The organism is Streptomyces griseus subsp. griseus, from assembly GCF_003610995.1.
Lineage (GTDB): Bacteria > Actinomycetota > Actinomycetes > Streptomycetales > Streptomycetaceae > Streptomyces.
Window position 1 is genome coordinate 7,060,867 of sequence record NZ_CP032543.1, and the last position, 24,426, is coordinate 7,085,292.

Consider the following 24,426-nt stretch of genomic DNA (forward strand, 5'->3'; position numbering starts at 1 on the left):
CGCACCGCGCTTCCCTCGGCCCAACTACCTTGGTCGGCATGGTGCTCAAAGGGTTGACAGGTCTTTGGCGCACTCCTAGTTTCACGACGTGAATCGTTTCAGATCCATTCGTGTTCGCATCTGTCGTGTGCGCACCCGAAGTCACTCGTTCATCCCCGAAGTCACAGGAGCGCCGCAGTGACCGACCTCGCCGCAGTGAAGGCCGCCCTCACCTCCCAGGCCGTGGAGACGGCCTCATGGGCGTACGGGAATGCGGGGACCCGCTTCAAGGTCTTCACCCAGCCCGGCGTGCCCCGCACCCCCCGGGAGAAACTCGACGACGCCGCCAAGGTGCACGAGTTCACCGGCGCCGCGCCGACCGTGGCGCTGCACATCCCCTGGGACACCGTCGACGACTACGCGGCGCTCGCCGCGTATGCCCAGGACCGGGGCCTGACGCTCGGCGCCATCAACTCCAACACCTTCCAGGACGACGACTTCAGGCTCGGCAGCGTCTGCCACCCGGACCCCGCCGTACGCCGCAAGGCGGTCGACCACCTCCTCGCCTGCGTCGACATCATGGACGCGACGGGCTCCCGGGACCTCAAGCTCTGGTTCGCCGACGGCACCAACTACCCGGGCCAGGACGACATCCACGCACGGCAGGACCGGCTGGCCGAGGCCCTCGCCACGGTGTACGAGCGGCTCGGCGAGGACCAACGCATGCTGCTGGAGTACAAGTTCTTCGAGCCCGCCTTCTACGCCACCGATGTCCCCGACTGGGGGACGGCCTACGCCCACTGCCTCCGGCTCGGCCCGCGCGCCCAGGTCGTCGTCGACACCGGCCACCACGCACCCGGCACCAACATCGAGTTCATCGTCGCCACCCTGCTGCGGGAACGGAAGCTCGGCGGCTTCGACTTCAACTCGCGCTTCTACGCCGACGACGACCTCATGGTGGGCGCGGCCGACCCCTTCCAGCTCTTCCGGATCATGTACGAGGTCGTCCGCGGCGGCGGGCTCACCGCCGACGTGGCGTTCATGCTGGACCAGTGCCACAACATCGAGGCGAAGATCCCCGCGATCATCCGCTCGGTGATGAACGTCCAGGAGGCCACGGCGAAGGCGCTGCTCGTCGACCGGGAGGCCCTGGCCGCCGCCCAGCGGGCGGGCGATGTGCTGGAGGCCAACGCCGCGCTGATGGACGCGTACAACACCGACGTACGGCCGCTCCTCGCCGAGGTCCGTGAGGAGCAGGGGCTGGACGGGGACCCGATGGGCGCCTACCGCCGCTCGGGCTGGGCGGAGAGGACCGCGGCCGAACGGGTCGGCGGACAGCAGGCGGGCTGGGGCGCGTGACCCCGTAACCCCTGAACCCCCGAAACCGCCTCCTCCACCGCGAAGGACACCATGGCACTCCACCGCCAGGCCCAAGCCCTCCTCGCCCGCTCCCACCGCCTCGGCGCCGACCCCCGCAACACCAACTACGCCGGCGGCAACGCCTCCGCCAAGGGCTCCGCACCCGACCCGGTGACCGGCCGCGATGTCGAACTGCTCTGGGTCAAGGGCTCCGGCGGCGACCTCGGCACACTCACCGCCGAGGGCCTCGCCGTCCTCCGCCTCGACCGGCTGCGCGCGCTCCGCGACGTCTACCCGGGTGTGGAGCGCGAGGACGAGATGGTCGCCGCGTTCGACTACTGCCTGCACGGCAAGGGTGGCGCGGCCCCCTCCATCGACACCGCCATGCACGGCCTGGTGGACGCCCCGCACGTCGACCACCTCCACCCCGACTCCGGCATCGCGCTCGCCTGCGCCGCCGACGGCGAGAAGCTGACCGCCGACTGTTTCGGCGACACCGTCGTCTGGGTCCCGTGGCGCCGTCCCGGCTTCCAACTCGGCCTGGACATAGCCGCGGTGAAGGAGGCCAACCCGCAGGCGATCGGCTGCGTCCTCGGCGGCCACGGCATCACGGCCTGGGGCGGGACCTCCGAGGAGTGCGAGGCCAACGCGCTCCACATCATCCGCACCGCCGAGGCGTTCCTCGCCGAGCACGGGAAGGCCGAGCCGTTCGGGCCGCCGATCGAGGGGTACGGGGCGCTGCCCGACGCCGAGCGCCGTGAGCGGGCCGCCGCCCTGGCCCCGCACATCCGCGCCCTCGCCTCGCGGGACCGCCCCCAGACCGGCCACTTCGACGACTCCCCGGCGGTCCTCGACTTCCTCGCCCGCGCCGAGCACCCGAGGCTGGCGGCGCTGGGCACCTCCTGCCCGGACCACTTCCTCCGTACGAAGGTCAGGCCGCTGGTGCTCGACCTGCCACCGACCGCCGGACTGGCGGAAGTGGTGGAGCGACTGGGCCGGCTGCATGCCGACTACCGGGCGGAGTACGCCGCCTACTACGCGCGCCACGCGGACCCCGGCTCGCCTCCGATGCGGGGTGCCGATCCAGCGGTCGTCCTCGTCCCCGGTGTCGGCATGTTCAGCTTCGGCAAGGACAAGCAGACGGCGCGGGCGGCAGGGGAGTTCTACCTCAACGCGATCAACGTGATGCGCGGCGCCGAAGCCGTCTCGGCCTATGCGCCGATCGAGGAGGCCGAGAAGTTCCGTATCGAATACTGGGAGTTGGAGGAGGCCAAGCTCCGGCGCCTGCCGAAGGCGAAGCCGCTCGCGACCCGGATCGCGCTCGTGACGGGCGCGGGCAGCGGCATCGGCCGGGCGATCGCCCACCGCCTCGTCGCGGAGGGCGCCTGCGTGGTGGTCGCGGACCTGGACGCGGAGCGCGCGGCGGCCGTTGCCGACGAGCTCGGCGGCTCCGACCGGGCGGTCGCCGTCACCGTCGACGTCACCAGCGAGGCGCAGGTGGTGGACGCGTTCAAGGCGGCGGCCCTCGCCTTCGGCGGTGTCGACCTCGTCGTGAACAACGCGGGGATCTCCATCTCCAGGCCCCTGCTGGAGACCACGGTCCGGGACTGGGACCTCCAGCACGACATCATGGCCCGCGGCTCCTTCCTGGTCTCCCGGGAGGCGGCCCGGATGATGAGGGCCCAGAAGCTCGGCGGCGACATCGTCTACATCGCCTCCAAGAACGCCGTCTTCGCCGGTCCCGACAACGTCGCCTACTCCGCCGCCAAGGCCGACCAGGCTCACCAGGTGCGTCTCTTGGCAGCCGAGTTGGGTGAACACGGCATCCGGGTCAACGGCGTCAACCCGGACGGGGTCGTCCGAGGGTCCGGCATCTTCGCCGGCGGCTGGGGGGCCCAGCGAGCGGCGACGTACGGGATCGAGGAGGAGAAGCTCGGCGAGTTCTACGCCCAGCGCACCCTCCTCAAGCGGGAAGTCCTCCCCGAGCATGTCGCGAACGCCGTCCTCGCCCTCACCGGTGGCGACCTGACGCACACCACCGGCCTCCACATCCCCGTCGACGCGGGGGTCGCGGGAGCCTTCCTGCGATGAGCGAGCGTACGAAGACGTTCGCCGCGGTCGACCTCGGCGCCTCCAACGGACGCGTCATGGTCGGCCGCGTCGGCCCGGACACCCTGCACCTCACCGAGGCCCACCGCTTCCCCAACCGGCCGGTCCAGCTGCCGGAGGGGCTGCGCTGGGACATCCTGGCGCTGTACGGGGGCGTCCTCGACGGCCTCCGGGCCGCCGGTCAGGTGGACTCCCTCGGCGTCGACAGCTGGGCCGTGGACTACGGGCTCCTCGACGCGGACGGCGCCCTGCTCGCCAACCCCGTCCACTACCGGGACCACCGGACGGACGGCGTGGCCGCGAAGGTGTGGGCCACCGTCCCGCCCGACGAGCTCTACCGGGCGACGGGCATCCAGCACGCCCCGTTCAACACCCTCTACCAGCTCGTCGCCGCTCGGAGCACCCCCCAACTGGCCTTGGCGCGGCGGCTTCTGCTGATCCCCGACCTGATCACGTACTGGCTGACCGGTGAGCAGGGCACCGAGCTCACCAACGCCTCCACCACGCAGCTCATCGACCCCCGCACCCGCGACTGGGCCCGGGGCCCGGCCGCCCGGCTCTCCGTCGACCTGGACCTCTTCCCCCCGCTGCGCCACCCCGGCGACCCCGCCGGGGTGCTGCTCCCGCGCATCCTGGAGGCGACCGGACTGCGCGGCCCGGTGCCGGTCACGACGGTGGCCTCGCACGACACCGCGTCCGCCGTGGCCGCCGTCCCCACCCGACCCGGGGAGCGGTTCGCCTACCTCTGCACCGGCACCTGGTCCCTGGCCGGGCTCGAACTGGACGCCCCCGTCACCACCGAGGCGGGCCGCGCGGCGAACTTCACCAACGAGCTGGGCGTGGACGGCACCATCCGCTTCCTGCGCAACATCATGGGCATGTGGCTCCTCCAGGAGTGCATGCGCACCTGGGGCCAGAGCGACATCGCCCCCCTGCTGGCCGAAGCCGCCCGGCTGCCGGCGCTGCGGTCCGTCGTCGACGCCGCCGACCCGGCCTTCCTCGCCCCGGGCGCCATGCCCGAACGTATCGCCACCGCCTGCCGGGCCTCGGGGCAGCCGGCTCCCGGGACCCGCGCCGAGACCACCCGCTGCATCCTCGACTCCCTCGCCCTCGCCCACCGGCGCGCGATCCACGAGGCGCAGCACCTGGCGGACCGCCCGGTCGACGTCGTGCATGTGGTCGGCGGCGGGGCGCGCAACGAGCTGCTCTGCCAACTCACCGCCGACGCCTGCGGTCTGCCGGTCGTGGCGGGTCCCGCCGAGGCGGCCGCGCTCGGCAACGTACTGGTGCAGGCGCGCGCCCACGGCGTGGTCGGTGGCGGCGCGGCGCTACGTGAACTCGTCGCCGCCACACAGCCCTTGACCCGGTACGAGCCGTCCGGCGACCTGGCCGTGTGGGACGCGGCGGCGCGGCGGACGGGGAGGTGGTCCGGCCCCTCCTGAACCGATCAGCCCGACCCCCTCACCCCGCACCCCGAAGGAGCCGACCGTGATCAGCAGACGACGACTGCTCAGCACCACCGCCACCGCCGTGGGAACGTCCCTCATCGCCGGAGCCATGCCGGCCGCCGCCGCCCCGGCGACGAACGCCGCTCCGGGCGGCAAGGCGCTCCGGGTGGGCCGCCCCACGGCCGAGTACGTACGGCAGCCCCTGGGCCTCGGCCCCGACCGCCCCCGGCTCAGCTGGCCGCTGGCGGCCACCGGCACCGGCCGGACGCAGAGCGCCTACCAGGTACGCGTCGCCCTCAGCGAGCGGGCGCTGGAGAAGCCCGACGTGTGGGACAGCGGCAAGGTCGTCTCCGGGCAGTCGGTCCACGTGACCTACGGCGGGCCCGCGCTGCGCTCCCGTACCCGCTACTACTGGTCCGTCCGGGTCTGGGACGGTCAGGGCAAGGTGTCCGCCTGGTCCGCGCCCACCTGGTGGGAGACCGGCCTCACGGCCTCGTCGGACTGGTCGGCCCGCTGGGTCGGCGCCCCGGCCGCCCTCGTCGGCGCGCCCGCACTCGACGAGGCCTCCTGGATCTGGTTCCCCGAGGGCGATCCGGCCGGCAGCGCCCCCGCCGCGACGCGCTGGTTCCGCGGTGCCTTCGACGTCCCGGAAGGCGTGACCCGGGCCCGGCTGGTGCTCACCGCCGACGACGGCTACACCGCCCACCTGGACGGCACCGAGATCGCCTCGGCCGCCGCCGACCACGCCGCCGACGCCTGGCGCCGCCCCTCACTCATCGATGTGACACAGGAGTTGGGCCCCGGCCGCCATGTCCTCGCGGTCTCCGCGACCAACGGGGTGGAGGGCCCGGCCGGACTCCTCGGACTCCTGGAGCTGACCACCGCCGACGGCGTACGCGCCATCGCCACCGGGGAGGGCTGGAAGGCGGTGGACGAGGAACCGGCGGGCGACTGGAGGGCGTTGGCGTACGACGACGGCTCCTGGCCCGCCGCGAAGGTCCTCGCGCCGTGGGGCGGCGGCCCCTGGGGCAAGGTCTCCGTCGTGCACGCCCCCGTGGCACAGCTGCGCCACGAGTTCCGGCTGCGGAGCACCCCGGTCGCCCGGGCCCGCCTGTACTCCACGGCGCTCGGCGTGTACGAGGCGCACCTCAACGGCAAGAAGGTCGGCACGGACGTGCTCGCGCCCGGCTGGACCGACTACGACAAGCGTATCCAGTACCAGAGTTACGACGTCACCGCGCTGCTGAAGCCGGGTGCCAACGCCCTCGGGGTGGAGCTCGCGGCGGGCTGGTACGCGGGCAACGTCGGCATGTTCGGCCCGCACCAGTACGGCGAACGCCCGTCCTTCATCGGCCAGTTGGAGGTCACCTACCGGGACGGATCGACCGAGCGGGTGCTCTCCGGGACGGACTGGCGGGCCGCCACCGGGCCCATCACCCTGGCCGACCTCCTCACCGGGGAGGACCACGACGCCCGCCTGGAGACGGACGGCTGGCTGCGCGCCGGATTCGACGACCGGGCGTGGGCGCGGGCCGAGGAACCGGAGAAGGCGGTCACCGCCGAGCTGGTCGCGGCCGTCGACGCGCCCTCCCGCGTCGTCTCCGAGATCAAGGCCCGCGCGGTCACCGAACCGAAGCCCGGCGTCCACGTCTTCGACCTCGGACAGAACATGGTCGGGGCCGTCCGGCTCCGTGTCTCCGGCCGCGCCGGAACCACCGTACGCCTGCGCCACGCCGAGGTCCTGAACCCCGATGGCACGATCTACACCGCCAACCTCCGCTCCGCCGCCGCGACCGACCACTACACCCTCAAGGGCGGCGGCCGGGAGACCTTTGAGCCGCGCTTCACCTTTCACGGCTTCCGGTACGTCGAGGTGACCGGCTATCCGGGACGGCCGCCCCGCGACGCCGTCGTCGGGCGCGTCATCCACACCGACGCACCCTTCACCATGGAGTTCGAGACGAACGTCCCCCTGCTCAACCAGCTGCACAGCAACATCACGTGGGGCCAGCGCGGCAACTTCCTCTCCGTCCCCACCGACACCCCCGCCCGCGACGAACGCCTCGGCTGGACCGGCGACATCAACGTCTTCGCGCCCACCGCCGCCTATGTGATGGAGTCGGGGCGCTTCCTCTCCAAGTGGCTCCGGGACCTCCAGGACGACCAGACCCCCGACGGCGCCTTCACCGATGTCGCCCCGCAGGTCGGCGGTCTCGGCGCGGGATCGGCCGGCTGGGGCGACGCCGGAGTCACCGTGCCGTGGGCGCTCCACCAGGCGTACGGGGACACCCGCGTACTGGAGCGGGCCTGGCCCTCGATGCTCAGGTGGCTGGAGTATCTCGACGCCCACAGCACCGGGCGGCTGCGGCCCGCCACCGGTTACGGCGACTGGCTCAACATCCAGGACGACACCCCCAAGGATGTCATCGCCACCGCCTACTACGCCCACAGCGCCGACCTCGTCGCCCGCATCGCCGACGTGCTGGGCAAGGACCCCGCCCCGTACACCGCCCTGTTCGGCGAGATCCGGGACGCCTTCCGCGCCGCCTACGTCACCGGCGGCGGCCGGGTGAAGGGCGACACCCAGACGGCGTACGTCCTGGCCCTCTCCATGGACCTGCTGAGCGAACAGGAACGGACGACGGCCGCCGACCGGCTCGTCGCCCTCATCGAGGCGAAGGACTGGCACCTGTCCACGGGCTTCCTCGGCACCCCGCGCCTGCTGCCCGTGCTCACGGAGACCGGGCACACCGATGTGGCCTACCGGCTGCTGCTCCAGCGCACCTTCCCCAGCTGGGGCTACCAGATCGACCGGGGCGCCACGACGATGTGGGAGCGCTGGGACTCCATCCGGCCGGACGGCAGCTTCCAGGACGCCGGGATGAACTCCTTCAACCACTACGCGTACGGCTCGGTGGGGGAGTGGATGTACGCCCATATCGCCGGGATCGCCCCCGCCGCCCCCGGCTTCCGCAAGGTCACCGTGAGGCCCCGGCCGGGCGGTGGGGTCACCCGGGCGCGGGGCGCCTTCCAGACCCGGTACGGCACCGTCGTCACCGAGTGGACGGTGGAGCGCGGCCGGTTCCGTCTGGCGGTGAGCCTGCCCGTGAACACCACCGCCGAGGTGTGGGTCCCGGCCGCGGGCGCCGGGGAGGTCACGCACAGCGGGGCCCGGCATCTGCGCATGGAGGACGGCTGCGCCGTCTTCGCGGTCGGCTCCGGGGACCACCGCTTCACGGCCTGACCTCGCGAGGACGCCGCCGGGCCCGGTGCGTTCCGTACGCCGCCGGGCCCGGTCTCACCCTTCGCCGCGCGACCGCCAGAGCAGCCAGATGAAGTACGGCGCGCCGATGACCGCCGTGAGCAGGCCCACCGGGATCTGCGCCGGGGCGATGACCGTGCGGCCGACCGTGTCCGAGACGACCACCAGCAGCGCGCCGAGCAGCGCACTCACCGGGAGCACCCGCGCATGCCGCCGGCCCACCAGGGCCCGGGCCGCGTGCGGGGCGACGAGCCCGACGAAACCGATCACGCCGACCGCCGCCACGGCCCCGGCGGTCAGCACCACGGCGATGGACAGCAGCCCCAGCCGGGTGGTGCCCAGGCGGATGCCCAGCAGTCGGGGCGTGTCGCCGTCCAGCCCGATGAGGTCGAGGTCGCGGCGCATCACGGCCAGGACCGGCAGCGCGACGACGAGCGCCACCAGCACCGGGATCAGCTCCGGGAACGTACGCCCGTAGGTCGAACCGCCCAGCCAGGCCAGCGCCTTCGTCGCGTTGTACGGGTCCGTCAGCACGATCAGCAGGCTCACGAACGCGCCGCCGCCCGCCTGGACCCCGATACCGATCAGCACCAGCCGGTTCTGCTCCAGCCCACGGCGTGCGGCCAGACCGAAGACCAGCGCGGCGGCCGCCGCCGCACCCGCCAGTGCGGAACCCCCGATCAGCCAGAAGCTCGCCAGCGGTACGACGGTGAGGACGGCGACGGCCCCGACCCCCGCCCCGCTGACCACGCCGAGGACACCCGGCTCCGCGAGGGGGTTGCGCGACACCGCCTGGACGACGGCACCGGCCGCCGCCAGCGCCGCTCCGGCCAGGAGAGCGGCGGCGACCCGGGGGACGCGCGTGTCGAGAACGTACGTCGTGAACTGCCCCGCCCGTCCGGCGAGCCAGTTGACCACATCGCCCAGAAGCAGCGTGGCGTCACCGAGGAGCGTCGCCGCCACCACCGCACCGAGCAGCGCCACGACCGTCACCACCAGCGTGACGACGAACGCCCGCCGGCTGCGCAGCCGGGCGAACGCCGTCGCCCCGCCGTCCGTGCCCATGTCCCGCGACCGGTAGGCCAGGAAGACCAGAACGAGCGCGCCGAAGCAGGTCGTGACGATCCCGGTCGGCACCTCGGCCCCCGCCTGCCCGCCGAACACCGCACGCAGCAGCACATCCGCGCCGAGCACCACGAGCACACCCGCGAGCGCCGACGCCGGGATGAACGCGCGGTGGCGGACCAGGACCGGGACCCAGGCACTGAGCAGGCGGACCACGGCCGGCGCGCACAGCCCGACGAAGCCGATCGGCCCCGCCACGGTCACGGCGACCGCCGCGAGGAGCACGGCGAGGACCACGGCGATGGAGCGGGTCAGCCGGGGACTCACGCCGACGACCGCCGCACCGTCGTCGCCCAGGGCGAGGATGTCCAGCCGGCGGCCCATCAGCAGCAGCCCGGCGAACGCCACGAGCGCCACGGGCGCGAGCCGGTCGATGGACTGCATCCCGATCTGCGCGAGCGAGCCGTTGCCCCAGGCGAAGAGACCGGTCGTCTGCTGGGAGCGCAGCAGCAGGAGCATCCCGCTCAGCCCGGAGAGCGCGAGGGTGAGCGCGGAGCCCGCCAGCACCAGCCGGATCGGACCGGCCCCGGCCCGCGACAGGCCGAGGACGACCCCCGCCGCGAGGAGTCCGCCCAGGAACGCCGTACCGCCCGCCGGGAGCGCGGGCAGCGAGATGCCGAACGCGGCGACGGCGACGACCGCGAGGTACGCCCCCGCGTTGACGGCGAGCGTGTCGGGCGAGGCCAGCATGTTGCGCGACACCGACTGGAGCGCCGCGCCCGCCGCGCCGAGCGCGCAGCCGACGAGGAGCCCCGCCGCGAGCCGGGGCAGCCGGGAGTCCAGGACGACGGCGGCGCTCTGCTCGTCGGCGGTCCGGTCCGAGGCCGGACCGGTGAGCAACTGCCAGAGGGTGTGCAGGTCGACGGCGGCCGTGCCCTGGCTCAGGTGGACGACAGCGAGGGCGCAGAGGGCCAGGAGCGCGGCGAGCGCGAGGAGGAGCAGGCGGCCGCGGCGGCCGGGCGCGGCGGGGGAGGGTGCCTCGGCCGGGCCGGCCGCGCCCGCCACCGTGTCGACGGCGGCGGGCGGTGCGGGAGCGGTGCGGGTGCTCATCGTCAGGAGGTCAGCGCGCCGACGACGGCGTCGATGTACGCGCGCATGGCCGCGGTCCCGCCGAACATCCAGATGCCGTCGGGCAGCCGGTGGGCCTGGCCGCTCTTCACGAACGGCAGCGACTTCCACACCGCGTTGTCCTTGAGCCCGCCGGCGAACGGGTCACCGCCGTCGGAGTCGTTGGCGATGTACGTGAACCGCGCGTCGCCGATCTTCGTCAGCCCCTCGACATCGGTGGCCGCGAGACCGTAGGCCTTGTCGCCCTTGAGCTTCCACGGGTCGGCCAGGCCGAGTTCGGTGTTGACGTCGGAGATCAGCGAGCCCTTGACGTACGGGCGCACCGAGACCTGGTTGCCCTCCTGCCAGCCGTCGGCGAAAGCCACTTCCTTGCCGGCGAGACCGGCCGCCGCGAGCTTCTTCCTGCCGTCCTCGACCGCCTTGCGGAAGGAGGCGATCTCGCTCTCCGCCTTCTCCTCGGTGCCGGTGGCCTCCGCGATGAGGTTGACGTTGTCGACCATCTGGTCGATCTGCCGGCTCGCGTCGGCCGAGCGCACCACGACGACCGGTGCGGCCTTGGACAGCTGCGCGACGGCCGAGTCGGAGAGGTCGGTGGTGGCGACGATGAGGTCGGGCTTCAGACCGGCCACGGTGGCGACGCTGGGCTCGCCGCGGGTGCCTATGTCCTTGACGTCGCCGGTGAGCGGCGCGGACTTGTCGTACGCCGTGTAGCCCTTGACGTCGGCGACGCCGACCGGCTGCACGCCGAGCGTCACGAGCGTCTCGACGACGTTCCACTCGGTGCCGACGACCCGCTTGGCCGGACCGTCGAGGGTGACCTTCTTGCCGCGGGAGTCGGTGACGGTCACCGAGGTCTCCTTGGCGGACTCCTTCTTCGGCGCCTCGGTGGTGCCGCAGCCGGCGAGGGAGAGGGCGGCCGTGGCGGCGAGGGCGGGCCAGACCAGGTGCTGGTTCTTCATGAGGAGGTTCGGGGCCTTTCGGTACGGAGGTGGTGGCGGCCCACCGCGCGGGTGCGCGGGATGCCGGTGGAGGGGTCCGGTTCGACGTCGATCCGGATGCCGTAGGTCTGGGTGAGCCGCTCGGATTCGTAGACCTCGGCGGGGGTGCCGGAGGCGGCGATGCGCCCCGACGAGAGCAGGACGACCTGGTCGGCGACGGCGGCGGCCTGGTCCAGGTCGTGCAGGACCACCCCGACGGTCACGCCGTGGGTGTCGGCGAGGTCGCGGACGAGATCGAGGATCTCCACCTGGTAGCGCAGGTCGAGGTAGGTCGTCGGCTCGTCCAGCAGCAGCACGTCGGTGTCCTGCGCGAGACAGCAGGCGAACCAGACGCGCTGCAACTGGCCGCCGGAGAGGCTCTCGACACCGCGCTCGGCGAAGTCGGTGAGATGGGTGACGGCGAGCGCGTGGTCGATGGTCCGGGCGCCTTCGGGGTCGCTCCCGCGCAGCCGTCCCCGGTAGGGGTGGCGGCCGAATCCGACCACGTCCCGCACGCTGAGCCCCGCAGGTGCGTTGCGGCTCTGGGCGAGCAGGGTGATGCGTCGGGCGAAGTCGTTACGTGACAGGGCCAGGGCGTCGACCGGCTCGTCGTCGCCCGGGGCGGAGACGGTCACCGTGCCGGTACGGGCCCTGTGGAGCCGGGCGACGGCCCGGAGCAGGGTGGACTTCCCGCTGCCGTTCGGCCCGATGAGGGCGGTGACCCGGCCGCGCGGCAGCCGCAGATCTGCCCCGTGGACGACGTCGGCCCGGTCGTAGGCGACGGTCATGTCACGGGCGTCCAGGCCGACGTGGCCGGAGGGGCCTATGTGGCTGTCGGGACCCGAGGAGGGGTCGGGCGCGGTACGCCGGAGCGGTGGGCTGTCTTCACGGGCGTGGGCAGGAGCGATCACGTCGGTGAGGGTAGCCTAACCTTAATTCGGCGGTTCACCCGGTATGCGGAAGTCTCAGTTCCGGGGGTCGCGAAGGGGTGCCGCCGGTCGCTCACGTGCTCCGGCGGGTGGCGTCGCAGGGGTCCGGAGCCGCCCCGGATGGCGTTGCTTTCCAGTCGAAGCGGCTCGTGGAGGTTTCCGGTCGCTTCGGAGTCATTGCAGGTCAGGCGGTAGTTTTCCGTTGAACCGTCGACGGCTGTCCATATGCTGGACGAACCTCGCGGCCCATGTGAGCTGCCCGAACGACCATCCGGTCGGCTCGAACGAACGTCTGCGGCTGGAAGCGGGCCGTCGATGTGCGCCTACTTTCCGCATACGCAAGACTCCTGACCGCAATCAGCACCCGAGCGAGGAGTTTTCACTCATGCGACACAACCGTCACGCTATCTTCGCAACAGTCGCCGCGAGCGCCCTGGTCCTCGGCGGTGTCGCCGCCACCTCCGCCCACGCGGCACCGGCGAGGGCGCAGAGCCTCTACGCGCCCTCCGCCCTCGTCCTCACCGTGGCCCAGGGCGAGGACCCGCTCACCGCGACGGTCCAGCGGGCGGTCACGCTCACCTGCGCCCCTAGCGCCCGGGGGACCCACCCGGACCCGAAGGCCGCGTGCGCCGAACTCGATTCGGTGGGGGGTCAGTTCACCGCGCTGGCCAAGACCTCGCCGGACCGCATGTGTACCCGGCAGTGGGACCCGGTCGTCATCACCGCCCACGGTGTCTGGCACGGCAAGCGCGTGATGTTCTCGACGACGTACGGCAACGCCTGCGAACTGGCCGGCAGCATGAACGACAGCGCCGTCTACTCGTTCTGAGCCTGTTCGGCACTCTTGGGGGAATCCTGCGTCACCCGGGTCCCCGGGTGACGCAGTGCGAACAGGAACGCGATGGCCAGCACGATCGCCATCCCGTAGAACACCCACTGGTTGGCCTGGGCGAAGTCCATCCGGATCGCCTGCATCGAGTCCTTCACCGCATCGGCCACCGGCCCCGTCCCGGAAGGGCCGCGGGTATCGGCCTGGCCGGTCACCGCCTGTGCGACCGACTGAGCGGCATCGCCAGCCGCACCTTCCGGCACGCCCTTGCCGACCAGCGTGCCTTCCACATTGGTGATCGTCCGATGCGTCAACACCGTGCCGAACACGGCGAGTCCGATGCTGGCCGCGAAGTTCCGCACGGTCTGGGTGATCCCGGTGACCTCACCGTACGAAGCGCCGATCGCCCGGTTCACCGCGTCCGTGGAGGCCGGCGCCAGCAGCAGCCCGATCCCGGCGCCGGCCATGGCCGCGTAGAGCCACTGGTCGTGCATGGAGAGCGTCGTCAACTTCTGGGCCCACAGGAAGAATCCGACCGCACCGAGCGCGGTGCCCAGCTTCAGCGCCGGGCGGGCACCGCGCTTGTCCAGGATGCGGCCGCCCCACTGGGAGGCGAGGCCGAAGCCGATGAAGAAGTACAGCAGGTAGAGCGCCGCCTGGTTCGGCGAGGCGCTCAACGAGACCTGCGCGTACACGGAGGCGAAGAAGAAGACCGGCACGAACGCCATCATCGAGAAGAACAGCACCGCGTTGTCGATCCGGAACGCCCGGTCGCGGAACACCTGGAGCTTGATGAGCGGGAACCGCACCCGCAGTTCGAACCGGCAGAAGAACCCCAGCACCAGCAGCCCGACCACGATGCACGCCCACGTGACGACGGAGCTCCAGCCCCAGGTCGACGCCTGTTGCAGGCCCAGCACCGTCAGTCCCATCCCGACCGCGACGAGCGCGGCACCGGGAAGATCCAACGGCTCGCGCCGCGACCGGTCCGGGATGCGTGCCAGCAGCGTCAGCACGATGGCGATGACGGCGACGGGCACGTTGACCCAGAAGATCGCACGCCACGTCCACGCGGTGAGCCAGCCGCCGAGCAGCGGGCCGACGGCCGTGAGAGCCCCGGAGAGCCCGAAGAACAGCGCCAGCGCCCGCCCCCGCCGCTCCACCGGGAACACGGCGATGACCACGGCCAGCGCGGCCGGGAACATCAGGGCCGCGCCGATGCCCTGCACGGCACGGAACCCGATCAGCCAGGCCTGCGCGAAGTCCCCGGCCGGCACGGCACCGCACATCGCGGAGGAGATGACGAACACCAGGGTGCCGATCAGCATCACGCGGCGGTGCCCGTAGATGTCGGACAGCCGCCCGCCCAGCGCGAAGAACGCGGCCAGGGTGAGCAGATAGGCATTGACCACCCACTGCATCTGCGTTGAGGTGAGGCCCAGTTCGTGAATGATGTCCGGTGCTGCGATGGCGACGATCGTCTGGTCGATGAACGTCATCGACACGGCGAACAGCATGGCCGCGAGAGCGAGGCTCTGATTCGGGGATCCGGCCCGGCGACCCGTGGCCGCCGAGCCTGACGACGCCGACTCCGGGCCGTCCCCCTGGGAGGTGTCTGTGCCCATACGTTCATGGTGCTCGGCCTGCCACGGTGCTGCATCCCGAGCGCCCGTCGCCCCTGCCGTGACAGGGGCGACGGCGGGCTACTTGCCCGAACCTGAGTACGGCAGCAGTGCCATCTCGCGGGCGTTCTTGATGGCCGTGGCGAGCTGCCGCTGCTGCTGGGCGCTCACCCGGCTCACCCTGCGGCTGCGGATCTTCCCGCGGTCGGAGATGAACCGCCGCAGCAGGTCGGTGTCCTTGTAGTCGATGTACGTGATCTTCGCCGCGTCGAGCGGGTTGGGACGGGCCTTGACGGGCTTACGGGGGTCCTGCGTGCGTGCCATCGGGGCTCCTTGTGCGGGTGGTCGGGGGTACGGGGTGGCCTGCCGGTTCACACCGGGTCGAGGAGTGCGTCGAACGCGGCGGGGAGGCTCTTCCACGCCTCCCGCCCCGCCCGGTACTCCTCGTCGCTGAGCAGGCACGACTCCAGCAGCCCGGTCAGCCCGTCACGGTCGAGACCGGGGGAGACGAAGACCAGGTGCTGGCAGCGGTCGCCGTGCTCGGGGTGCCAGTCCAGCGCGGCGGCGGCCCGCCGGTAGGGCGGCACCAGGGCCCAGGCGGCATCGGGGAGGGAGGCGAGCCAGGGGCCGGTGTTCTCCACGCAGAGGGCGCCGCCCGCCGCGTCCCAGGAGAGGAGGGTGTCGGGCCGGTCCGCGAGCCAGAACCGGCCCCGGCTGCGGGCCGCCGCACAGCACAGGTCTTCCAGCGCCTGATAGAGCCGCTCGGGGTGGAAAGGGCGGTGGCACCGCCAGACGAGCGTGGAGACCCCGGCCTCCTCCGCCTCCTGCGGCAGCAGCGCACAGGCCGGATGCTGACCTGCGGCAGCCGCCTCCACATCGAAACCGGCGACCGCGAGACGCGCCAACTCAGTTGCCTCCGAAGTGACCTGACGCGCCATCGGGTTCAGCTGACGGATCAGCGCCCGGTCCTCGTCGTCGGCGGCCGGGCTGTCGGCCACGGCGAGGACGGGGGCGTACTCCACCTGCCGGGCCCAGGTGTCCCCGATGGTCCGCTGGTCGGCGGGGGCCGCCGCGAGACCGGCCTCCGCCAGGTCGTCGCCGTTGGTGAGGCACGGCAGGACGAGGGTGGGATCGACCGCGGTGATCACATTGGTCACCTCGAAGCTGTCGGCCCCGTGCACCGCGATGACTTCGGCCATCGACTTCGGCTCCACGGAGTCCCAGAGCTCCAGGACGGCCAGCCGGGCCAGCCCGCTGTCCGCCAGCCGTTGCAGTTCGGGGATCAGGTCCTCCCGCAGCGCGCAGCACGCGCAGTCGTTGACCAGCGGCGTCTCCCCGGCCGACAGCTCCCCGGCGGCGTCCCGCAGGGTGCGGCGTACGGTCCCGTCGGTCGCCGTGGCCAGGTCGTGGTGGAGCGCGACGCTGTGCGGCACCTGGGTGAGCAGTGCTTCCACCACTTCGCGCCGCACCTCGGAGTGCAGCCCGCAGACGATGACGACGGGCAGCTTCCGCCGCTGTTCCTCCGTCACCGTGCCTCACCGCGCCCGTACCGGCGCTCGAAGCGCTCCACGCGGCCGGCGGTGTCCAGGACGCGAGCGGTGCCGGTGTAGAAGGGGTGGCTCGCGGAGGAGATCTCCACATCGACGACCGGGTAGGTGCGGCCGTCCTCCCACTCGACGGTCTTGTCGCTGGTGAGCGTGGAGCGGGTGAGGAAGGCGAAGTCGGCGGCCTTGTCACGGAAGACGACGGGGCCGTAGGCGGGGTGGATTCCGGGCTTCATGAGGGGGTCCTAGCGGGTCGGGGGGTTTGCTGCGAGGCGGGCCGGGGTGACCTCAGCGCTCCTCGCGGAAGTCGACATGGCGACGGGCGACCGGGTCGTACTTGCGCAGCACCATGCGGTCCGGGTCGTTCCTGCGGTTCTTGCGGGTGACGTAGGTGTAGCCGGTCCCCGCCGTGGAGCGGAGCTTGATGACCGGGCGTACTTCGTTGCGAGCCATGGGCGCTACTATATGGCAATGGTTTCCATTTTCAATAATGGATGCATCGATGAGAGGCAGGTAACTTCCGTGTCCGCCCACTGCCAACTGACCGGCTCCAAGCCGGGATTCGGCAACGCCATCTCCCACTCGCACCGCCGTACGTCACGCCGGTTCGACCCGAATGTCCAGCGCAAGCGGTACTGGCTCCCCGGTGAGGGCCGTCATGTACGGCTGACGCTCAGTGCCCGCGCGATCAAGACGATCGACGCGATCGGCATCGAGGCCGCCGTCGCGCGCATCCGCGCCCGGGGAGGGAAGGTCTGATGGCCAAGAAGAGCAAGATCGCGCAGAACGAGAAGCGCAAGGCGATCGTCCAGCGGTACGCGGCCCGCCGGGCCGAACTGAAGGAGATCGTCCGTCGCCCGGGCACTCCGGCGGCCGAACGTGACGCGGCAGTGGCGGAGTTGAGGCGTCAGCCGCGCGACGCCAGCGCCACGCGGGTCCGCAATCGGGACAGCGTAGACGGCAGGCCCCGGGGGTACCTGCGCACCTTCGGCCTCTCCCGGGTCCGGATGCGCGAACAGGCGCACGCCGGATTCCTGCCCGGAGTGACCAAGTCCTCCTGGTGACGCGGGCCTGAGTGCGTGAGGGGCGGGTGGTGGCGCGGCGATCGTGCCGCGTCACCACCCGCCCCTCGTCCTGTCCTCCGGGCTCAGCCCTCCGGCCGGATCAGGCCGCGCTCGTACGCCTTCACCAGCCGCTGCGGCACCTGGTGCACGGTGCCCTCGATCGTCACCGGAACGAGCTGCGGCGCGGTGGCCTTCCACTGGGCCCGCCGGTGGCGGGTGTTGCTCCGGGACATCTTCCGCTTCGGAACTGCCATGGATCTCTCCTGGGGTGTGCGGGCCGCCGTCCGTGCGGATGGCGGCTGGGGGTGGGCCGATGACGTCGACCGTATATGGAAATGGAAGTCGTTTCCAAGTTGTGATCCGGGGGGGGTCGGTCACCTCCCCACGGGGTCGGCGTGCGCGCCGTCGCCGGGGGTGATCAGCGCGAGGTGGCCGCCGTCGTCGAGTGGGGTGGGGAGGGTGAGGGTGGTGACCGGCTCGGCGCGGTCGGCGTCGAAGACGTGCACCTCGCCATGGCCGCCCCGGCTGACCGCGACCAGCCCGGCGCCGGGCGAGGCGGCGATCGCCCGCCGCTGGACACCGTCCCAGGGGGTGCCGCCGCGCCGGGGCGCGCCGGACATGGCGGGCAGCGGGAGGCGGGCGGTGATGTGCGGCCGGGTGCCCGGGGTGGCGGGCGCGGCGAGCAGGATCAGCTCGTCCCCGTCGGGGTGGACGCGGGAGTACGCGATGTGCCGGGCGGTCACGGCGAGCCGGAACACCAGCCCGGGCCCCAGCTCCAGCCTCCCCGTGGTGCCCGAGTCCAGGCCGTGCCACCAGGCGTCGTTGGTCCACTCCGGCCACTGCCCGGGCGCGGTGGGCCCGCCGCGTACGCAGGACCAGAGGGTGCGCCGTACGGGGTCGAGTCGCAGGTAGTAGCCCCGGCCTCCCGTACGTCCGTCGGCGGCCCATGGCAGAGGTGGCTCCGGTGTGAGCCCCGGCCCGTCGTTCCGGACGCGGTGCACACCCGAGCCCGCCGCGGCGAACACCTGCCCGGTGGCCGGGTCGTGGGCATCCCCGTGTCCGTCGGCGTCCGGCAGCCCGATGCGCTGGACGGGCTCCACCGGCGGGCACGACGGGGGTGCGGCCATCAGGTCGCGGTGCCGGTGGACCAGGAGTTCGCCCGGCTCGCGGTGGCGCAGCACCACGAGCGGCGACGGCCCGCCGAGGACCGTCACCCCCGGCTCGCCGATCCGCCCCCGCACGCGTACGGCGACGGCGCCGTCCGGTGCGTCGAGGTCGACGGCGGTCAGCAGTCCGGTCCAGGCCTCCTCGTTACGTCCGAGGCCGGTGGTCACCGCGAGGTGCCGGCCACCGGGTGCCCCCGCCAGATGTTCGGCGGGCACCGCGACCGGTATCCGGCGCCGGACCAGGGGGTGGCCGGTGTCGGGGCCGTACGGATCGAGGACCAGCAGTTCGCCCGCCCGGTCGTCCACGCAGGCGACCAGGTCGTCGGGGAGCGCGAGGAACCCCGCGTGCTCGGCGAGGTGCCGGTGGTGCAGTGCCGCCCGCTCGTCACCGTCGGGGAGGTCCAACAGGCTGATGCGACCGGCGACCTGGTCGGCGACCAGGAGGCGGGGTGGCAGGTGGGGGACGTGGGGCATGGCGGTCTCCTGGGGTGGGTTGATGGGTCGGCCGTCGCGGCGGGAGGTCTTGGCCCGCTTTATTGGAAATGATAATCATGTGTAAGGTTCCGGTCTGTGGTGGGGATGGCTCCCGGGGCCCCGCCGTCGCACCTGCCTTCTCCCCGGGGCCGTACAGAATCTGAGAGACAGCTGATGCCACGCACCGCACTGAGAGTCCGCCGCTGGGCCGCGATCGCCGTACTGGGAGGGCTGCTGGCCGGCTGCGGCACGACGGGCGGCGAGTCCGGGACCGCCGAACCGGCGGCCGGGGCCGGACCCCGTACGAGTACCGAGGTGCGGCCCATCAAGGCCACCACCCGGATCACCGACGCCAAGGGCGTCACGGTCTCCCTGGAGGAGCCGCCGCAGAAGATCGTCTGCCTGGTGGCCCTCTGTGACGACATCCTCGTGGAGCTGGGCATGAGCCCGGCCGCCACCAACTCCGCGGTGCTGGCGCACCCCGAGTTCCTGGGCAGGGAGAAGGCGGCGAAGGTCCCCGTCGTGCCCGGCGGCTTCCTGAGCCCCGAGGTCGAGGCGATACTCTCCCACCGCCCCGACCTCGTGATCGGCCTGGAGGACACCCACGGCAAGCTCGCCCCCGCCCTGAAGGGCGCCACCACCTTCTGGCCGGTACAGCCCGGCTCCTGGAAGGACAGCGTCGGCTACCTGCGGGACCTCGCCGCGCTCACCGGCCGTACGGCAGAGGGGGAGAAGGCCGAGAGGGCGTTCCGCACCCGGCTGGCCGAGGCGGAGGAAGCGAGGAGCGACAAGACCGCGCTGATCATCTTCGGCAGCGACGAGAACTTCGGCGTGGCCACCCCGGAGACCGATGTGGCGGCCGGGCTCTTCCCGAAGATCTCCCACTACCCCTGGAAGAGCAGGGGAGTTGACGGCTCCTACAGCCTGGAGGAGATCCTTGCCCGGGATGTCGACGTGCTGTTCGTGGAGACGCTCTCCTTCGGCGCCCCGGACGGCAAGCTCTCCGACAAGCTCGCCAAGAACCCGCTCTGGTCGCGGATCCCGGCGGTGAGGAACGGCAAGGTCATCGAGGTCGATTCCGAGGTCTGGGCCAAGGGGCGCGGCACCCGGTCCCTGGGCATCGTCCTCGACGAGGCGACGGCCGCACTGCGGTGAGGGCCGGCACCGGAGCACCCGGCCGCACAGGGGACACCACGGGGGGACGCGGTGCGGTGAGGGGCGGCCCCATGCGGCCCGGGCGGCTGCCCGTGGCCGCCGTCTGCCTGACGGTCGCGGCTGTGGTGAGCGGGGTGTGCGCGCTCAGCCTCGGTACGCCCCACGTCCCGCCCGGACAGCTCCTCACCACGCTGGGCTCCGACGGCCTCGCGGGGCTCGTCGTCACCGAACTACGACTGCCCCGCATGGTGTTGGCGCTGGTCGCCGGTGCCTGCCTGGGCGCCGCGGGCCTCGTCCTCCAGGAGGCGCTACGCAATCCGCTCGCCGTCCCGGAGATGCTCGGCGTCTCCTCCGGCGCCGCGCTGGGGGTGGCGGCGCCGCTGGTGCTCGCCCTCTCCGTACCGCTCGGCCTCCAGCCCTTCCTGGCCCTGGCCGGGGCCGCGTTCGGCGGGCTGCTCACGCTGGTGGCCGCCGGGTTCGGGCGCAGCCCGTCCTCCGTGCTGCTGACGGGGGCCGCCGTCGCCGCCGCGCTCCAGGCCGGGCTGCTGGTGCTGATGGTGATGGCCGACCAACTGGACCTCCAGCTCATCTACCGCTATCTGCTGGGCAGTCTGTCCGCCCGCACCTGGGACGACGTCACCGGGCTGCTGCCCTGGCTGGCCGTGGCGGTGCCCGCGCTCGTGCTCTGTGTGCCGGTGCTCGGCGTGCTGCGGCTCGGCGACGACGACGCCCGTGCGCTCGGGGTACGCGTCGAACGTGCCCGGGTCGCCGCGCTGGGCATCGCCGTCGTCCTGATCGCCCCCGTCGTGGCGGTCTGCGGCCCGGTCGCCTGGGTCGGCTTCCTCGCGCCCCACCTGGCCCGACGGCTGCGGCCGGACGGCGGGGCGGCGGGCTGGCTCGTCCGGTCCGCGCTGTGCGGGGCGGTCGTGGTGCTCTGCGCGGACCAGCCCGCACGGCTGGCACTCGCACCGGTCGAGACGCCCGTCGGGGCGTGGACGGCCCTGGTCGGGGTGCCGGTCGGGGTGGTGCTGCTGAAGCGGGGGCGGCGGGCGGCGAAGGTCCGGGGGCCCATCGGGCCTGTCCTGCCGGTTCGGAGCGGGCCGGTCGAGTCGTCACCTCTCCTGCGGAAGGCGGAGCGATGAGCGTCATGGAAGCGGCGCCCGCGCCACCCCGGCCGGTGTGGCGCTCGCCCGGCGTCCGGATGGGAGCCTTGGCGGTGCTCGTCTGCGCCGCCGCCTGCGCGGACCTGTTCGCGGGGCGGGGCGTCACCGGCGAGGGGGTACGGGCCGTACTCCTCGGCGGGGGCGGCGACCCGATGGCCGAGCACATCGTTCTCCAACTCCGGCTTCCGCGGCTGCTGGTGGCGCTGGTCGCCGGGGCGAGCCTGGGTGTCGCCGGGCTCGTCCTCCAGTCGGCCCTGCGCAATCCGCTGGCCGGGCCCGAGGTCACCGGGGTCACCCCCGGCGCGGTCCTCGGCGCGGTCGCCGCCACCGGTCTCGGCCTGGCCGGCTGGGGCTCCCCGACGGCCGTCGTCGTGGCGGCCTGCCTCGGCGGGTTCGCGGGCGCGGGGCTGCTGTGGCTGCTCGCGGGACGGGAGAAGGGCGACCCCGAGCAGACCGCCGTGTACGGGGTCCTGGTGTCGGCGGTCCTCGCCGGACTCACCGCCGTCGTCCTCCTGGTTGCCCCGGGTGAACTCGGCAGCGTGGTCCAGTGGTTGATCGGCTCCACCGAGGGCCGTGTCTGGCAGCACTGGCACCTGCTCTGGCCGTGGGCGCTGGTGTGGGGTGCCGCCGCGTGGCTGCTCTCCGCGCCGCTGACCCTGCTGCGCTGCGGCGACGAACAGGCCTCTGCCGCCGGGCTGAACCCGGGGCGCGGCCGCGCCGCCGCACTCGTGTGCGCCGTGGCGCTGACGGCGGGAGCGGTCTCCGCCGTGGGGGCGCTCGGCTTCGTGGGCCTGCTGGTGCCGCATCTGGCGCTGGCCGTCTTCGGGGCCGACCTGCGCATCGCCCTTCCCGGGGCCGCGCTGCTCGGTGCGGTGGTGGTGTGCGGGGCGGACGCGGCGGCCCAACTGCTCTCCCGGCTCCTGGTGGTGGCCCTCGACGCGGACCGGCTCACCCTGCCGGTCGGCGCGCTGACCACCTTCGTCGGGGCCGGGCTGCTGCTGGTCGTGGCGCGGCGACGGACGGACGAACGATGACGGGGAGGAGGCCGGAGATGGCAGCACGTACGAGAGATGTCACGACGGACGGGGGCAGGGGCGTGGCGGAGGCAGCGGACGGGAGGAACGACGCGGCGCGAGCACCGGACGTGGTCCGGGCGGAACGGCTGAGCTTCGGCTATCCGGGGCGTGAGGTGCTGCGCGGGATCGACCTGGGCATCGGAGCGGGCGAACTCGTGGCCCTCATCGGCCTGAACGGCTGCGGCAAGAGCACCTTCCTCAAGCTCGCCGCCGGCCTGCTCACTCCGAGCGGTGGCCGGGTCCTGCTCGAAGGGGACGACGCGGCGCACCTGCCCAGACGGGCCGCCGCCCGCCGCGTGGCCCTGCTCCACCAGTCGGCCCCGGCCGTACCGGCGCTGACGGTACGGCAGTTGGTCCGCCAGGGCCGTTACGCCGCCCGGGGGCCGCTCGGCATGCTGCGGGACGGCGACGACGAGGTGACGGCCCGGGCCTTGGCCGATGTCGGCGTCACCGGCTGGGCGGACCGGCCGGTGGACGCGCTGTCGGGCGGTGAACGGCAGCGGGTGCGGCTGGCCATGGCGCTGGCGCAGGATGCCCCGGTCCTCTTCCTGGACGAGCCCACCACGTATCTGGATCTGCGGCACCAACTGGAGGTGCTCCAGACGGTCGTACGGCTGCGCGGTGAGCGGCGGCTCACGGTGGTGATGGTGCTGCACGACCTCAACCACGCGGCGCGGTTCGCGGACCGGATCGTCGCGCTGCGCGAGGGGCGCATCGCCGCCGACGGCCCGCCCGGAGAGGTGGTCACGGAGCGGCTGCTGGCCGAAGTGCTGGGAGTTCAGGGGCGGGTGGGGACCGATGCCGAGGGCGGCTGGCCCGTCTGTTACCCAGATCACCCTCTCGATCCGCTCCAGCTATTGCGGAATGAAAATCATATTCATTAGTGTCTGTGGTGCGGCAGAGAACAGCGTCGCAACCATCACCAACCGATCCGAATGGAGGCTTCAACTCATGGAGCACAACAAGGTGTTCAGCCCGATCGCGGACCAGGGCCAGCTCGCCCACCTCTCCGCCACCCACTCGAACGCCCTCGTCGAGAACCCCTTCGACGACGCCGTCGAGGCCGACACCGCGGACGAGAAGTAAGCGGAACCTGCCGCTGAGGCAGGCTCCCGTTCCTCGCGTGGCGGGCCCGTCCGGGCGAAACCCCGGACGGGCCCGTCCCGTTCGCACCGCACGCTCATTCCCGTACGACGCCCATCGGAGGCTCCCCGTGAACCGCAGTCGACTCGCCCCCGGCGCCGGGATCGTCACCGTCCCCGGTGGCCGGCCCGTGCTCCGCACCTCCGACGGGGAGTTCCTCCGCATCGACACCGGACGCGTCGGCACCGAAGAGCTGGTCGGCCGACTGGCACCGGGAGAGGGGGCGCCTGTGGAGTCAGCCGAACTCGACGACCTGGTAACGGCGTTCGAGGAGGCCGGGCACGCGGTGACCGAACCCCGCCGCCCTCCGCTCACCGGCCGGACCGTCCATCTCCTGGGTGACCCCGTACTCACCGGGCCGCTGTCCCGCTTCGCCGCGGCGGAAGGGGCCGAGGTCCGTCCCGCCACCGCCGACGGCGTGGCCGCACTCGCGGGGGAGCGGGACACCGCCGTGGTCTGGTGTCTCGACTCACCCGTACCGGAAGGGCTGTGGGACGCGGCCGACCGGCTGCCCGCCGGGCACACCGCCTGGCTCCGCTGCCATCGCGAAGGCGCCCACGCCTGGATCGAACCCCTCGCCTCGGCCCCCGGCGATGTCACCGCCGCCCATGTCCGCCTGCGCAGACTCGCGGCGACCGCCGCCCACCGCGAACTCGCCGCCTACTGGGCCGGCCACCGCACCCCCGACACCGGACCCCATCCCACCCAGGCGTCCGCCGCCCTGATCGCCGCACTGCTCACCGCCGACCTGATCGCCTGGGCGAACGGCGAACCGCCCCGAGGGGCCACCCTCCCCGCCCGCCGCCGACTGCGCCGGGTCGATCTGCGCGATCTGACGGTGACCGAGCACCCCGCGCTCCCGGTCCCGGAGGTCGCCCCGCTGCCGGCCGCCACGGCACGAAGGTCACCTGCCGCGCGGGTGAACGCGTGAACG

General features: G+C 72.7%; 23 protein-coding genes. 13 read left to right on the forward strand and 10 right to left on the reverse strand.

Features of this window, described 5'->3' with window-relative positions; all coding sequences use genetic code 11:
- Positions 1–177: 177 nt before the first annotated feature.
- From rhaI to D6270_RS31600, 4 genes are read left to right on the forward strand one after another with little or no spacing between them, the layout of a single operon-like run.
- Positions 178–1,338 (forward strand): L-rhamnose isomerase, encoded by a 1,161-nt coding sequence (gene rhaI, locus D6270_RS31585; RefSeq protein WP_109162305.1) that lies wholly within the window; start codon positions 178–180, stop codon positions 1,336–1,338.
- A 51-nt stretch (positions 1,339–1,389) separates the two neighbouring features.
- Positions 1,390–3,429, forward strand: coding sequence for a bifunctional aldolase/short-chain dehydrogenase (locus D6270_RS31590; protein WP_109162304.1), 2,040 nt, complete (start codon positions 1,390–1,392; stop codon positions 3,427–3,429).
- Complete coding sequence (locus D6270_RS31595) at positions 3,426–4,889, forward strand: rhamnulokinase (protein ID WP_109162303.1); 1,464 nt, start codon at positions 3,426–3,428, stop codon at positions 4,887–4,889. The genes D6270_RS31590 and D6270_RS31595 overlap by 4 nt, the downstream gene beginning before the upstream one ends.
- A 46-nt stretch (positions 4,890–4,935) precedes the next feature.
- Positions 4,936–8,139 (forward strand): alpha-L-rhamnosidase, encoded by a 3,204-nt coding sequence (locus tag D6270_RS31600; protein WP_109162302.1) that lies wholly within the window; start codon positions 4,936–4,938, stop codon positions 8,137–8,139.
- A 54-nt stretch (positions 8,140–8,193) separates the two neighbouring features.
- Here D6270_RS31600 and D6270_RS31605 read toward each other — a convergent pair whose 3' ends face one another.
- The 3 genes from D6270_RS31605 to D6270_RS31615 are packed head-to-tail and all read right to left on the reverse strand — an operon-like array spanning position 8,194 to position 12,238.
- Positions 8,194–10,332 (reverse strand): iron ABC transporter permease, encoded by a 2,139-nt coding sequence (locus tag D6270_RS31605; RefSeq protein WP_109162301.1) that lies wholly within the window; start codon positions 10,330–10,332, stop codon positions 8,194–8,196.
- A 2-nt stretch (positions 10,333–10,334) separates the two neighbouring features.
- Complete coding sequence (locus D6270_RS31610; protein ID WP_109162300.1) at positions 10,335–11,309, reverse strand: iron-siderophore ABC transporter substrate-binding protein; 975 nt, start codon at positions 11,307–11,309, stop codon at positions 10,335–10,337.
- On the reverse strand, positions 11,306–12,238 hold the full coding sequence (locus D6270_RS31615) for an ABC transporter ATP-binding protein (protein WP_204117025.1): 933 nt from the start codon (positions 12,236–12,238) through the stop codon (positions 11,306–11,308). The genes D6270_RS31610 and D6270_RS31615 overlap by 4 nt, the downstream gene beginning before the upstream one ends.
- Positions 12,239–12,641: 403 nt before the next feature.
- Between D6270_RS31615 and D6270_RS31620 the strand changes: the two genes are divergently transcribed.
- On the forward strand, positions 12,642–13,085 hold the full coding sequence (locus D6270_RS31620; RefSeq protein WP_109162298.1) for a subtilase-type protease inhibitor: 444 nt from the start codon (positions 12,642–12,644) through the stop codon (positions 13,083–13,085).
- Here D6270_RS31620 and D6270_RS31625 read toward each other — a convergent pair.
- The 5 genes from D6270_RS31625 to rpmG form a co-directional block, all read right to left on the reverse strand.
- Positions 13,073–14,710 carry an MFS transporter gene (locus D6270_RS31625; RefSeq protein ID WP_109162297.1) on the reverse strand — a complete coding sequence of 546 codons (1,638 nt, stop codon included), beginning with the start codon at positions 14,708–14,710 and terminating at the stop codon, positions 13,073–13,075. The two genes, D6270_RS31620 and D6270_RS31625, sit on opposite strands and share 13 nt — an antisense overlap.
- Before the next feature lie 78 nt (positions 14,711–14,788).
- On the reverse strand, positions 14,789–15,031 hold the full coding sequence (rpsR, locus tag D6270_RS31630; protein WP_109162296.1) for a 30S ribosomal protein S18: 243 nt from the start codon (positions 15,029–15,031) through the stop codon (positions 14,789–14,791).
- Positions 15,032–15,078: 47 nt separating this feature from the next.
- Positions 15,079–16,236, reverse strand: coding sequence for a CobW family GTP-binding protein (locus D6270_RS31635; RefSeq protein WP_109162295.1), 1,158 nt, complete (start codon positions 16,234–16,236; stop codon positions 15,079–15,081).
- The gene (locus tag D6270_RS31640; RefSeq protein ID WP_109162294.1) at positions 16,233–16,487 is read right to left on the reverse strand and encodes a type B 50S ribosomal protein L31; all 255 of its coding nucleotides are present in this window, start codon (positions 16,485–16,487) and stop codon (positions 16,233–16,235) included. The genes D6270_RS31635 and D6270_RS31640 overlap by 4 nt, the downstream gene beginning before the upstream one ends.
- Positions 16,488–16,539: 52 nt before the next feature.
- The gene (gene rpmG, locus D6270_RS31645) at positions 16,540–16,704 is read right to left on the reverse strand and encodes a 50S ribosomal protein L33 (protein ID WP_003964410.1); all 165 of its coding nucleotides are present in this window, start codon (positions 16,702–16,704) and stop codon (positions 16,540–16,542) included.
- Between the two features lie 69 nt (positions 16,705–16,773).
- Between rpmG and rpmB the strand changes: the two genes are divergently transcribed.
- Entirely contained in the window at positions 16,774–17,010 is a 237-nt protein-coding gene (gene rpmB / locus D6270_RS31650) for a 50S ribosomal protein L28 (RefSeq protein ID WP_109162293.1), read from the forward strand.
- The gene (rpsN, locus tag D6270_RS31655) at positions 17,010–17,315 is read left to right on the forward strand and encodes a 30S ribosomal protein S14 (protein WP_109162292.1); all 306 of its coding nucleotides are present in this window, start codon (positions 17,010–17,012) and stop codon (positions 17,313–17,315) included. The genes rpmB and rpsN overlap by 1 nt, the downstream gene beginning before the upstream one ends.
- 83 nt (positions 17,316–17,398) lie before the next feature.
- On the opposite strand, the gene rpmF is transcribed toward rpsN, so the two are convergent.
- Both rpmF and D6270_RS31665 read right to left on the reverse strand, forming a co-directional pair.
- Entirely contained in the window at positions 17,399–17,569 is a 171-nt protein-coding gene (gene rpmF, locus D6270_RS31660; RefSeq protein WP_109162291.1) for a 50S ribosomal protein L32, read from the reverse strand.
- A 120-nt stretch (positions 17,570–17,689) separates the two neighbouring features.
- Positions 17,690–18,955 (reverse strand): hypothetical protein, encoded by a 1,266-nt coding sequence (locus D6270_RS31665; RefSeq protein ID WP_109162290.1) that lies wholly within the window; start codon positions 18,953–18,955, stop codon positions 17,690–17,692.
- Positions 18,956–19,129: 174 nt separating this feature from the next.
- Between D6270_RS31665 and D6270_RS31670 the strand changes: the two genes are divergently transcribed.
- The 6 genes from D6270_RS31670 to D6270_RS31690 all read left to right on the forward strand — a co-directional run bounded on the left by D6270_RS31670 (position 19,130) and on the right by D6270_RS31690 (position 24,423).
- Positions 19,130–20,110, forward strand: coding sequence for an ABC transporter substrate-binding protein (locus tag D6270_RS31670; RefSeq protein WP_109162289.1), 981 nt, complete (start codon positions 19,130–19,132; stop codon positions 20,108–20,110).
- A 71-nt stretch (positions 20,111–20,181) separates the two neighbouring features.
- Positions 20,182–21,252, forward strand: coding sequence for a FecCD family ABC transporter permease (locus D6270_RS31675; protein WP_225977009.1), 1,071 nt, complete (start codon positions 20,182–20,184; stop codon positions 21,250–21,252).
- Complete coding sequence (locus tag D6270_RS31680; RefSeq protein WP_109162288.1) at positions 21,249–22,307, forward strand: FecCD family ABC transporter permease; 1,059 nt, start codon at positions 21,249–21,251, stop codon at positions 22,305–22,307. Before D6270_RS31675 ends, D6270_RS31680 begins: the two co-directional genes overlap by 4 nt.
- 17 nt (positions 22,308–22,324) lie before the next feature.
- A complete protein-coding gene (locus D6270_RS31685; RefSeq protein WP_225977010.1) occupies positions 22,325–23,233 on the forward strand; it encodes an ABC transporter ATP-binding protein in 909 nt (302 codons plus the stop codon).
- Positions 23,234–23,300: 67 nt separating this feature from the next.
- On the forward strand, positions 23,301–23,435 hold the full coding sequence (gene amiA / locus D6270_RS33750; RefSeq protein ID WP_015613003.1) for a streptamidine family RiPP: 135 nt from the start codon (positions 23,301–23,303) through the stop codon (positions 23,433–23,435).
- Between the two features lie 127 nt (positions 23,436–23,562).
- Positions 23,563–24,423: a hypothetical protein gene (locus D6270_RS31690; RefSeq protein WP_109162286.1), complete on the forward strand. Its 861-nt coding sequence runs from the start codon at positions 23,563–23,565 to the stop codon at positions 24,421–24,423.
- The last annotated feature ends 3 nt before the right edge of the window (positions 24,424–24,426 follow it).